The organism is Vibrio paracholerae (assembly GCF_037672085.1).
In the GTDB taxonomy this organism is placed as follows: Bacteria; Pseudomonadota; Gammaproteobacteria; order Enterobacterales; family Vibrionaceae; genus Vibrio; species Vibrio cholerae.
Map to the genome: position 1 here is coordinate 519372 of NZ_JBBHLM010000002.1, position 12084 is coordinate 531455.

Here is a 12084-nt window from a genome sequence, read left to right on the forward strand (position 1 = left end):
TCGGCATCTGCATCGAAAGGGATAACTATGGAAACCGAGATAGAACTGAAGTTTTTTGTTTCTCCAGATTTTTCAACCATCTTACGCGCGAAGATTTCTGAAACCAAAGTTCTTCAGCACAGCTGTCGGGAGTTAGGAAACACGTACTTTGACACCCCCGATAACTGGTTGCGTCAGCATGATATTGGACTGCGCATTCGTCGTTTTGATGAGGTGTATGTTCAAACGGTGAAAACCGCAGGTCGTGTGGTCGCCGGTCTACATCAGCGTCCGGAGTTCAATGCTGAACATCACAGTAATGAGCCCGATATTTTGCTGCACCCTGCCGATATCTGGCCGCAAGGCAAAGAGCTGACTCAGCTACAAGCGGAACTCATACCGCTCTTTTCGACCAATTTCACTCGTGAACAGTGGCTGATTAGCATGGCTGATGGTAGCCAAGTGGAAGTCGCCTTTGATCAAGGTCTTGTGGTGGCGGGCGAGCGCCAAGAGCCGATTTGTGAAGTGGAGCTGGAACTTAAGTCCGGTCAAACCGATGCACTATTTACCTTAGCGCGCCAGCTCTGTGAGCATGGCGGTATGCGCTTAGGGAATCTTAGCAAAGCAGCACGTGGCTATCGCCTCGCCGCCAATTATTCGGGTGATGAAATTCAACCCATGGCATTGGTCAGTGTTGATAAAAATGACACCGCCGAGTCTTGCTTTATCCGTGCTTTAGAACATGCGTTGGCGCACTGGCATTACCATGAGCAAATCTATACTGAGCGTGAAAACGTTGTGGCATTACATGAGATTCGTCATGCGGTGAGTTACCTGCGTCAACTGCTTTCAGTGTATGGTTGTATCGTGCCGCGCCGCGCTAGCGCGATTTTGCGCCAAGAGCTCAAGTGGTTAGAACAAGAATTGCAGTGGCTGAAAGAATTCGAATATCTGGAAAGTCTGCAAGAAGATAAAGGTTACGCGCTACGTAAATTGGATGCGCGTAAGTTCTTAGTGGCCGCATTGAAAACCTTGCAAGAGAGTCTGCCACAGCGTGAAGATACACTGCGTTTACTGAGCAGCGCTCGTTATACCGGCTTGTTATTGGATCTAAGTCGTTGGGTGCTGACGCGTGGTTGGCAGCCGTTTTTAGATGACAAAGCACGCGAAAAAATGGCGCAACCGCTGGAAGCGTTTTCCGTAAAACAACTCGACCGCACATGGGCGGAGTTGATGGAAGCTTTCCCACCGGGTAAAACCTTAACCGTACAAGAATACCTCGATCAGCAGTATCGCCTAATGCGTAACCTTTACACTGGGGTGAGTTTTGCAAGCTTATACGATGCTGAAAAACGTCAGGCATTTCGGATGCCGTGGGCGGATTTGTTGCACGGTATTGATGATTTATTGCGCCTCAAACCATTAGAGCGGTTAGTGGACCTGCTACAAGGTGAAGAGCAAGATCAATTGAAACGTTGGCTGATTCGTCAAGAGAACTCCATTTTGCATGCGATGGAGCAAAGCCGCACGATGGGTGTTGAAGCGCATCCGTATTGGCGTGAGTAGCTCTGGTTAACGCATTGATATAGATAAATAAGGGAGGCGGGGGCTTCCCTTTTCTTTTTATCTCGTTTCCCCATCTTTGTGATCCTTCACTATGCATGCCCACATCTCGTTATCGCGAGAAAAGACTCTAGATACGCCAGTTTATGCCGATAACACATAGTGAGTTTGATGAGTGATGGATAGAGACAATATCCCCTTCCTATTTGAAGCTGCAGTGGTGTTGGCTACGTTCGTTCACCAATCACATAGTCTGTCTATGTTCATGGGGATGAACTCACTTGCCGTCTAACTGCAACTCCAAGTCGTTTGGGTATAAGTCAAAGATCACAAATAGCGTGATGAATAAGAGAATTAGCGATAACAAGCTGATGGGTTTTGTTTCATTTTTGATATTATCGGCTTTCATACGAGGCTCGAAATAATAGGTTGCGGATCTTTTGCATCCTCACTCAGTGGCAATCAACAAGAATGGAGAACTGACAATGGCAACGATGTCGTTTAAGCCGTGGGAGCGGGTAATCACAGATGTTCGTCTCGTCCCGAAAATGGTGATGCTGATGGTATTCAGCACGGTGTTGATCATTGGCAAGCAACTTTGGGATGCGGATATTTTTTACCAATCTTTATTGGCTGCGACCAATAGTGTGGAAGTCGCGCAGCAGCATTACGATAACTATCTAGTGCAAGTTTTCTGGCAAACCTTGTTGCTGATTGTGGTGTTTGTGGTGCTATTGTTGTTTGCTGCGCGTGTCATGCTGCGTCAAACCCAATATTTGAGTGATGTGATCAAACTGATGGCGCAACGTAATCTTTCTGAGCCGATAAAAATGGACTGTAAAGATGAGTATGGGGATGTCGCGCGCGAGCTGGAGAAAACCCGCCGTCAGCTACAAGACCTGATCAAGTTGCAAATTGATGCCTCGCAAGAGCTGACCTCGCTCACAGAAGTGATGACCCTGAGCATGTCAGAGACCAAAGATTCAGCGCAAGAAGAGTTCAACGAAATTGACCAACTGGCGACGGCGATGAGTGAGATGTCGTCAACGGTTCAAACGGTCGCGGAACATGCGCAGAACGCCTCTTCCTTAACCGAAAATGCGTCTCAGCAGGCTCAAACTGGGCAGAAGTTTGTTAAAAGCACCATCAGCAAAATGAGTGATCTTTCGAAAGACATTCGCTCTTCTGCGCAAGCTGTCAATCAGGTGGAAGAGCGTGTGGTGGCGATCAGCAGCGTGGTGGGCACGATTCGCGGCATTTCAGAGCAAACCAATTTGCTGGCACTCAATGCGGCGATTGAAGCTGCGCGTGCAGGAGAAGCCGGGCGCGGTTTTGCCGTAGTTGCCGATGAAGTGCGAAATTTGGCACAGCGCACCCAAAATGCGACCGTTGAAATCCAAGAGATGATTTCACAGCTGCAAACTAGTGCCAATAGTGCTGTGAATTTAATGGAAAAAAGTGTGGTGCAAGCGGCGGATGGGGTGGAGCTCATCACTAACGCTGGCAGCGAGTTGGATGGCATCGTTAATCAGGTTCAATTGCTCAATGACATGAACTTCCAAATTGCCGCGGCAGCAGGCCAGCAAAGCAATGTGGCCGAAGAGATGAACGAAAACCTCAACAATGTGCGTGAGTTGGTGGAAGGTTCGGTTACCGTGATGACGGAGCTGCTCGAAACCTCAGAAATCATGCAAAGTAACGCTGAAGAGCTGGATAGAAAAATTACCGCATTTCGCGTGTAGGCCGAGCTATTGAGCAAAACAACAAAAAATTATTCGTAAAGCGCCCACAACTGCTCTGTGGGCGTTTTTTTTCCGCCAGAGTTTGCGATATAACTAGTGGACATTCAAAGACAAGGAAGCATCATGTCACTGCCCAGCGCGCTTTTGCCGACCGCCGAATTGCATTATCAATCACTGATTTCTGAACATCCATACATCGCCAATTGGCCTTCGCCTGTACTGAATCAATTGCGCTATGTACTCGGTTTAAGCCAGTTTGTAGCCCAAACCTTGCAGCGCGATGACCAACTGTGTCAGGTGCTCCCCTCGTTATTAGCCGAGCCAAGCCGTGAGCAAGATTATCGTCGTGAATTAGCGCAGTGGCTGGCCGAGTGTCAGGATGAAGCTGCAGCGCAGAAGCGTTTACGCCAGTTTCGTAACCAAGAGATGGTGTATATCGCATGGCGGGATTTTTGTGCGAGCTGGACATTGGAAGAGAGCCTTTCTCACCTTTCCCAACTGGCGGAAGCACTGATCTTTGAAAGCTATCAATGGCTCTATCAACGCTGCTGTTTTGAGATGGGCACGCCTTGTAATGCGCAAGGTGAAGCGCAGCCCATGCTGATCATCGGAATGGGCAAACTCGGCGGCGGTGAGCTCAACTTCTCCTCCGATATCGATCTGATTTTTACTTATCCTGAAAATGGCGAGACGCAAGGCGCGCGCCGCTCGATTGCCAATGCGCAATTTTTCACGCGCTTAGGTCAGCGGTTGATCAAGCTACTGGATCAATCCACACCGGATGGTTTTTGTTACCGAGTTGATATGCGCTTGCGCCCGTTTGGCGACAGCGGCCCACTCGCGATGAGTTATGCGGCGTTAGAGGATTACTACCAAGAGCAGGGGCGTGACTGGGAACGCTATGCGATGATCAAAGCGCGAGTGATGGGGCGAGAAATGTACCCGCAATACCAAGAGCTGCGCCAGATGCTGCGCCCGTTTGTGTTTCGCCGCTACATCGACTTCAGCGCCATTCAATCCCTACGCCGAATGAAATCCATGATCAGCAGCGAAGTGCGCCGCCGTGGTTTGAGTAACAATATCAAGCTCGGTGCGGGCGGCATTCGTGAAGTGGAATTTATTGCGCAAGTGTTCCAATTGATCCGCGGTGGCCGCGAGCCAAGCCTGCGCAAACGCGGCTTGCTAGAAACTTTGGATGCGATTGCAGAGCTTGAATTACTAACGCGCGAACAAGTGCAAGATTTGCGTGATGCTTACCGCTTTTTGCGCCGCTTAGAAAACTTGCTGCAAGCGATGGCCGATAAGCAAACTCAAACGTTACCGGATAAAGAAGACGATCAACTGCGCCTTTCGATCGCAATCGGATTGGCCGACTGGCCAAGTTTACAGCGTGAGGTGAGCGAACACATGCAGCGCGTGCATCGCGTGTTTGCCACCTTGATTGGCGAAGAAGACGAAGAAGAGGAACACACGGTAGCTCGTCATTTCCATGAGTTGTGGGATATGGCGCATAAACCGGAAGTGATTGAACACATCATTGAGCAGGATCTTGGGTTGAGCGAAGCAAGTGAGCAAATTCGCACCATCACTCAATTTAAAGATGATCTGGCTAAACGCACCATTGGCCCGCGTGGGCGCGAGGTGCTTAACCGGTTAATGCCGAAAGTGTATCAGGCTGTGTTTGCTCATCCCGATGCGGAATTTGGTTTGTCGCGCGTATTGACACTGCTGCACAGTATCGCAACGCGTACCACTTACCTTGAATTGCTCGATGAGCATCCCGCGGCCTTGGTGCAATTGGTGCGCTTGTGTACTGCTAGCCCAATGATTTCCGAGCAGCTCACGCGTTATCCGATTTTGCTTGATGAGCTGATTGATCCGCAGCATCTGTATAACCCGATCCCATTGGAGTCTTATCAAACTGAGCTACGGGATTTTTTGGCGCGCATTCCAGAAGAAGATATGGAGCAGCAGATGGAAGGGCTGCGCCAATTTAAGCAAATCTCTATCCTACGCATTGCGGCAGCGGATATCGCTGGCGTGCTTCCGGTGATGAAAGTGAGTGATCACTTAACCTATTTGGCCGAAGCGGTTGTTGAAGCGGTCGTGAGTCAAGCTTGGCTGCAAGTGAGCAGTAAATATGGCGAACCCACCCATCTTAAAGAGCGAGAAGGACGAGGGTTCGCGGTAGTGGGCTATGGCAAAGTCGGAGGCTGGGAGCTGGGTTATAACTCTGATCTCGATATCGTCTTTATGCACGACTGCCCAGTTGAGGTGAACACGGATGGTGAGAAAAGCATTGATGGTCGCCAGTTCTATCTGCGTTTAGCGCAGCGCATCATCCATATTTTCTCTACCCGCACAGCCTCGGGCATTTTGTATGAAGTCGATACTAGACTTCGCCCCTCTGGTGCATCCGGTTTACTCGTGAGTCCAACCGATGCCTTTGATGAATATCAGCGTCAAGAAGCGTGGACTTGGGAGCATCAAGCCCTAGTTCGCGCGCGGATGATCTATGGTGATGCACCGCTGCAACAAGCGTTTGCCAACACACGGCATCAGATTCTCTGTTTGCCCCGAGAGGAGCAAAAGCTTAAACAAGAGGTGGTCGAGATGCGGATCAAAATGCGTGATCATCTCGGCGGTAAAAAAGCGGGGCGCTTTATGCTCAAACAAGATGAGGGCGGGATCACCGATATTGAATTTTTAGCGCAATATCTGGTCTTACGCTTCAGTCATCAACAACCTAAATTAACGCGTTGGTCGGATAACGTACGCATTTTTGAATCCTTGATGAATCATCAAGTAATGGAAGAATCACAAGCGCTGGCTTTGACTCAAGCTTATACCAGCATGCGTGATCAGATTCATCGCCGTAATTTACTCAACCAATCGGCGGATGTGCGTGATTCACAATTTGTGGTTGAACGTGAACAAGTGATACAAGCTTGGCAGCAGTGGCTCGGTTGAGCACTTCTGCCACCTTGGCGGCTGTGATAAACTCCGCCCCAATCTGAATATTGGAGATTGAGAATGAAACCAGTGCTACCTGACTACAGCAAAGCGGGTGTGTTAATTGTCGGTGATGTCATGCTTGACCGTTACTGGTATGGCCCAACGGGACGTATCTCGCCGGAAGCACCAGTACCTGTAGTGAAAGTAGAGCAGAGTGAAGAGCGTCCGGGCGGTGCCGCTAACGTTGCGATGAACATCGCTTCTTTAGGTGGTCACGCGCACATCATTGGCCTGACAGGGCAAGATGAGCCGGCAAATGTGCTTGCCAACAAGCTCACCTCACTGAAAGTCCATTGTGATTTTGTGGCGCTGCCGGATTACCCGACCATCACTAAATTACGTGTCTTGAGCCGCGGTCAGCAGTTGATCCGTCTGGATTTTGAAGACAAATTCGAAAATACAGATGCGCAGCTTATCTTATCGCGCATGGAGAGTGCGCTACCTAAAGTGCGCGCGGTTATCTTGTCTGATTACGCGAAAGGTGCGTTAGAGCACGTACAGCAGTTTATTCAGAAAGCCAAAGCGGCTGACGTGTCAGTGTTTATCGATCCGAAGGGCAGCGACTTTGAACGCTATCGCGGTGCATCGCTGCTTACGCCAAACATGTCTGAATTTGAAGCTGTGGTCGGTAAAGTCAAATCTGAGCAAGAACTGGTTGAAAAAGGCTTTGCCCTGATTGAAAAGTTCGATCTCGGCGCATTACTGGTGACTCGTAGTGAACACGGTATGACTCTGCTGCGCCGTGGACTGGAACCTTTCCATTTGCCCACCCAAGCCAAAGAAGTGTATGACGTAACAGGCGCGGGCGATACGGTGATTTCTGTGCTTGCGGCGTCGGTTGCGGCAGGTAAAGCGCTGGATGAAGCTTGTGCTCTGGCTAATGCCGCCGCCGGTGTGGTGGTCGGTAAACTGGGTACGTCTACTGTTTCTACCATTGAATTGGCGGAAGCCGTGCACGGCAGCAAAGACACCGACTATGGCGTGATCAGCGAAGATGCTTTGATTGAAGCTGTGAAAAAAGCGCAAGCGCGTGGCGAAAAAGTAGTGATGACCAACGGCTGCTTTGACATTTTGCACGCCGGCCATGTTTCTTACCTTAACCATGCGGCAGAGCTTGGCGATCGCTTAATCGTGGCTGTGAATACCGATGAATCGGTGAAACGCCTGAAAGGCCCTGGTCGTCCGGTCAACAGTACCGATCGTCGTATGGCGGTATTGGCAGGTCTTGGCGCCGTGGATTGGGTAGTACCATTTAGTGAAGATACGCCACAGCGTTTGATCGCAGCCGTGTTGCCTAATCTGTTAGTGAAAGGTGGCGACTACAAACCAGAAGATATTGCGGGTGGCAAAGAAGTGATTGCCGCGGGTGGTGAAGTCAAAGTATTGAACTTTGAAGAAGGCTGCTCAACCACTGAAATCATTGAAGCGATCAAAGGTGGCCGTGGTTAATACGAATTGATAAGTAATGTGATACTTATCAATTGCTTAAGCGAAATTCAGCAAAAGGGGCCAAGTGGCCCCTTTATTTATTTCATGATTTATTTCATGCAGCTCAAAAGAGATGGATTATTTCTTCGCGGCTTTTAGGCCTGCGTTAATGTCCATAACGTCTTGCTCACTGAGAGTACCAATCGCTTGACGTAGCTGCAGCACGCTCAGAATGTAGTCATAGCGAGCATTCGAGAGATTTTTGTTCGCATCAAACAGGCGACGAGTCGAGTCGAGTACATCGACAATGGTACGCGTACCAACGTCAAAACCCGCTTCGGTGGCCTCCAGTGCGGACTTCGCTGAAATCACCGCTTGCTCGTAAGCGCGCAGCGCGCCGATTGAAGCGTTGATATTGTTGTTGTACGCACGTACATCTTTAACCACTGAACGGTAAGCGGCTTCCAAATCTTGGCTGGCGGCCACATAAGCAAATTCAGCTTGTTTGGTCAGTGACGTGGTTTTACCACCTGTGTACAGCGGCACTTTGAGGTTCACGCCGATTTTGAAATCGTTGTACTCTTCACCGGAAGTGTTTTTCGCATTGTCGTTGCTATTGTTGCCATAGTTGTAACCACCATCTAAGGTCAGTGATGGCAGGTGGCCAGAGCTGGCAAGCGAAATGCTGTCACGTGCAACGTCTTGATTGATACGAGCAGCAAGCAGCGATAAGTTTTGCTGTTGTGCTTTTTCGATCAACGCTTCGCTCGACTCGGTAGTACGACTCGCTGCAAAACGTTTGGTATCGAGTACCGCAAGCTTAGAGTATTCCTGCCCGGTAATTTCACGCAAAGCTTCATAGCTATTGGTTAGGCTGTTTTTAGCCAATACTTCATCGGCTAATACGCCATCGAATTGTGCTTGCGCATCATGTACGTCGGTAATCGCTGACAAACCTACTTCAAAGCGTTGTTTGGTTTGCTCTAATTGGCGACCCACCGCCGCTTTTTCTGCGCGCACGAATTCAAGGTTATCTTGAGCGCGGAGCACTTCAAAATAAGCCTTCGCCACACGTAAGATTAAGCCTTGTTGCGCTGCTGCATATTGAGAGTCTGCTTGGCGGGCTTTTTTCTCAGCCGTGTCTAAGCTTACCCAGCTAGAACGTTGGTACAGTTCTTGTGAGAAGTTAATTCCTGCAGAGAGAAGATCACTTTCGCGTGGGTCTTGATCGCTGCGGTTGATATTGTAACTCGCCGTCAGATTAATTTGTGGTAAAAGGGCACTACGGCTAGAGGTCACCGCTTCAAACGCAGCATCACGTTGAGCCGCTACGCTGAGTAACTGGGGATCATTTTCTTTTGCTTGGTTATAAATCTCTGCCAGGTTTTCTGCCCAAACGGCAGAGCTTAGTGTGCCTAGCGCAGCACTAACAAATAATGGAAGCAGTTTTTTCATCGGTCCTATTCCTGACGTGATGTGAAAGGATTTATTCCTCAAGAGTTTAACTCAAATTGATGGTAATTCACTCGAAACTTTGCACTTTTTTACACTTAACTATCCAACTGTGCAATAAAAATTATGGGCCACTTAAAAAATAAGATAATTTTTATATAAAAAGTTGAGCCATCACTTGGTAGTCGGCAAATTCCACGAGTAAACTATAAAGTTCATCAATAGGAGGTACGAATGCAAGACGCGAATCAGCAGCCAGTCTCTTTTAATAAGAAAGATGTCGAAATCCTTAATAAAGAGACACTGTTTAAAGGCTTTTTCCGCATGGTGAAGTACCGTTTTAAGCATAAACGCTTTGCGGGAGGCTGGAGTGAGCCTGTCGAGCGTGAAATGTTTGAACGTGGCCATGCCGCAGCGATGTTGCCGTACGATCCTATTCGTGACCAAGTGGTGATCATCGAACAGATCCGCGTCGGTGCGCTAGAACATGCACAGCCCTGGCAACTGGAAATTGTCGCTGGAGTGATTGATACCGATGAGAGTGCTGAACAAGTCGTGCGCCGTGAAGCGGTAGAAGAAGCTGGGCTGAGCGTAGGCAGAATTGAAAAAATTACCTCTTATTATCCTTCTTCTGGGGGATGTTCTGAAAAATTGGATGTCTTCATAGGAGAAGTCGATTGTTCACAAGCGGGTGGCATTCATGGTTTAGACTGTGAAGGAGAGGACATCAAAGTGCATGTGATGAGTCGGACTGAAGCGTATCAATTGGTCAAAGATGGGCGAATTGAAAATGGAGCATCAATCATTGCCTTACAGTGGTTGGCGCTGAATTATCAGCCATTACAACAGCAATGGCAGTAACGAGTAATGAGTCAATTGACAGTTAAAAAACCTTATCATGTTGATCTACCTGAATTAATGCGGGTGTATGAGACCAACTACGCCAAACTGAATGCTCTGCTGCCTGCGCAGCCGGAGGTCGGAGAGGTGCGTTGTTACCAAGCTGCTCAAATGACCTACCAACTGCAAGTGCTAGAGGTCACAAAGTACACAACTTTGTTGGAGGTCTGTCAAAGTGATGACTTGTCAGTATTTCCATTGCCCACCATGTCTGTCAGGCTGTACCACGATGCTCGCGTGGCCGAGGTTTGCAGTAGTGAACAGTTAGGTCGAGTGCAAGCGCGCTATGATTATCCGAACGAAAACATGGTGCAACCCGATGAAAAAGCGCAACTGAATCGCTTTTTAGGCGATTGGCTGACTTTTTGCCTCAAGCATGGCATCAGTCGCAGTCCAATCACCCTATCACAATAAATAACAGAGTTAGGTTTACCGATTTTGAAAGTGTCGTCTCAATCAGAGGATTCATCGATCAAGCTTATTCAGATCACGGACACCCATTTGTTCGCGGCAGAAGATGGTTGCTTGCTCAGTGTGAATACGGCTGACAGCTTTGCGGCTGTGGTTGCGGCCATTGGTGGAGAGCAGATCGAATTTGATGCCATTCTCGCCACCGGGGATATTTCGCAAGACCACACACCCGAGTCTTATCAACGTTTTGTGCGCGGTATTCAGCCGCTACAAAAAGCGTGTTATTGGCTGCCCGGTAATCATGATTACAAACCGAGTATGCACAGCGTACTGCCCACTCAGCAAATTCAAGCTGTTGAACATGTGCTGCTGGGGGAGCATTGGCAAGTGGTGTTACTCGATTCGCAAGTGGTTGGTGTACCGCACGGCAAACTGAGTGAGCAGCAGTTACAACTGCTGGATAATAAGCTGACCGAGTATCCAGAGCGCCACACTTTAGTTCTGCTGCATCATCATCCGCTCTTGGTGGGAAGCGCTTGGCTTGATCAACACACGCTCAAAGAGAGCGAGCGTTTTTGGGATGTCGTCACCAAGCACAGTAATGTGAAAGCCATTTTGTGTGGCCATGTGCATCAGGATATGGATCGTATTCACCTTGGCGCGCGTGTGATGGCGAGCCCCTCAACCTGTGTGCAGTTTAAGCCTAATTCACAAGATTTCGCGTTAGATAACTGCTCACCCGGCTGGCGTGAATTAACCCTTCACGCGGATGGGCAAGTGAGCACCCAAGTGAAGCGACTCAAACAAGGCCGATTTTTACCTGATTTTAACTCGAACGGATACTGATATGACTGCTCGTCCTGCTTTGCTGCTCTACATCCATGGCTTTAACAGCTCACCGTTGTCACACAAAGCGCAAGTGATGCAGCAGTATTGCCAGCAGCACAGGCCTGATATCAAAGTCGTGGTGCCCCAGTTACCGAGCTTTCCAGCGCAAGCGGCGCAGCATCTGTTGTCTGTCGTGGAGCAATATCGCGCGCAATATCGTATCGGGTTGGTCGGTAGCTCATTAGGCGGTTATCTCTCCACTTGGTTAAATGCCCAATTTGGCTTTCGCGCAGTACTGATCAATCCTGCTGTGAAGCCTTACGAGTTATTAGCCGATTTTCTCGGTGAGCAGGTTAATCCTTACACCCAAGAGAGTTACGTGCTCGAAGCGTGTCACATTGATGAGTTGAAAGCGCTCGATACGCCAGTGCTGAAACAGCCAAGCGATTTTTGGCTACTGCAGCAAAAAGGCGATGAAGTGCTGGATTATCGACAAGCTATTGAGAAGTACCAAGCGGCTAAACAGACCGTGGAAGAGGGCGGTGACCACAGTTTTGTGGATTTTGAACGTTACCCAGAGCAGATTATTCACTTCCTTGAACTTTGATTGATGACTGACTTTTGTTGTTTTCGGATTCAATCTGCGTTTTGCTGCGCAAAGCCTCATAAATTTACCTGATCCTTGCGCTGTGCCCTTGACATCAGAGGGCGGCTTCCAGACTATGTTGCCCTTAGACTTTAGCGCCAGCTGTGCGGCGGTGTAAGG

At 48.9% G+C, this 12084-nt stretch carries 9 protein-coding genes; 8 read left to right on the forward strand and 1 reads right to left on the reverse strand.

The window, feature by feature from the left end; all coding sequences use genetic code 11:
* Positions 1-27 precede the first annotated feature (27 nt).
* The 4 genes from R4537_RS07775 (at position 28) to hldE (ending at position 7748) form a co-directional block, all read left to right on the forward strand.
* Positions 28-1545 (forward strand): CYTH and CHAD domain-containing protein, encoded by a 1518-nt coding sequence (locus R4537_RS07775; RefSeq protein WP_071178199.1) that lies wholly within the window; start codon positions 28-30, stop codon positions 1543-1545.
* Positions 1546-2027: 482 nt separating this feature from the next.
* On the forward strand, positions 2028-3284 hold the full coding sequence (locus R4537_RS07780) for a methyl-accepting chemotaxis protein (protein WP_071178198.1): 1257 nt from the start codon (positions 2028-2030) through the stop codon (positions 3282-3284).
* Between the two features lie 123 nt (positions 3285-3407).
* Positions 3408-6254 carry a bifunctional [glutamate--ammonia ligase]-adenylyl-L-tyrosine phosphorylase/[glutamate--ammonia-ligase] adenylyltransferase gene (gene glnE / locus R4537_RS07785; protein WP_071178197.1) on the forward strand — a complete coding sequence of 949 codons (2847 nt, stop codon included), beginning with the start codon at positions 3408-3410 and terminating at the stop codon, positions 6252-6254.
* A 63-nt stretch (positions 6255-6317) separates the two neighbouring features.
* Positions 6318-7748: a bifunctional D-glycero-beta-D-manno-heptose-7-phosphate kinase/D-glycero-beta-D-manno-heptose 1-phosphate adenylyltransferase HldE gene (hldE, locus tag R4537_RS07790; protein WP_071178196.1), complete on the forward strand. Its 1431-nt coding sequence runs from the start codon at positions 6318-6320 to the stop codon at positions 7746-7748.
* Positions 7749-7865: 117 nt separating this feature from the next.
* On the opposite strand, the gene tolC is transcribed toward hldE, so the two are convergent.
* Positions 7866-9182, reverse strand: coding sequence for an outer membrane channel protein TolC (gene tolC, locus R4537_RS07795; protein WP_071178195.1), 1317 nt, complete (start codon positions 9180-9182; stop codon positions 7866-7868).
* A gap of 231 nt (positions 9183-9413) precedes the next feature.
* On the opposite strand from tolC, the gene nudF reads away from it, so the two are divergent.
* The 4 genes from nudF to yqiA are packed head-to-tail and all read left to right on the forward strand — an operon-like array spanning position 9414 to position 11925.
* The gene (gene nudF, locus R4537_RS07800) at positions 9414-10040 is read left to right on the forward strand and encodes an ADP-ribose diphosphatase (protein ID WP_001150034.1); all 627 of its coding nucleotides are present in this window, start codon (positions 9414-9416) and stop codon (positions 10038-10040) included.
* 6 nt (positions 10041-10046) lie between these two features.
* On the forward strand, positions 10047-10493 hold the full coding sequence (locus tag R4537_RS07805; protein ID WP_000080926.1) for a DUF1249 family protein: 447 nt from the start codon (positions 10047-10049) through the stop codon (positions 10491-10493).
* A gap of 30 nt (positions 10494-10523) precedes the next feature.
* The gene (cpdA, locus tag R4537_RS07810) at positions 10524-11336 is read left to right on the forward strand and encodes a 3',5'-cyclic-AMP phosphodiesterase (RefSeq protein WP_175463833.1); all 813 of its coding nucleotides are present in this window, start codon (positions 10524-10526) and stop codon (positions 11334-11336) included.
* 1 nt (position 11337) lies between these two features.
* Positions 11338-11925 (forward strand): esterase YqiA, encoded by a 588-nt coding sequence (yqiA, locus tag R4537_RS07815; protein WP_071178193.1) that lies wholly within the window; start codon positions 11338-11340, stop codon positions 11923-11925.
* The last annotated feature ends 159 nt before the right edge of the window (positions 11926-12084 follow it).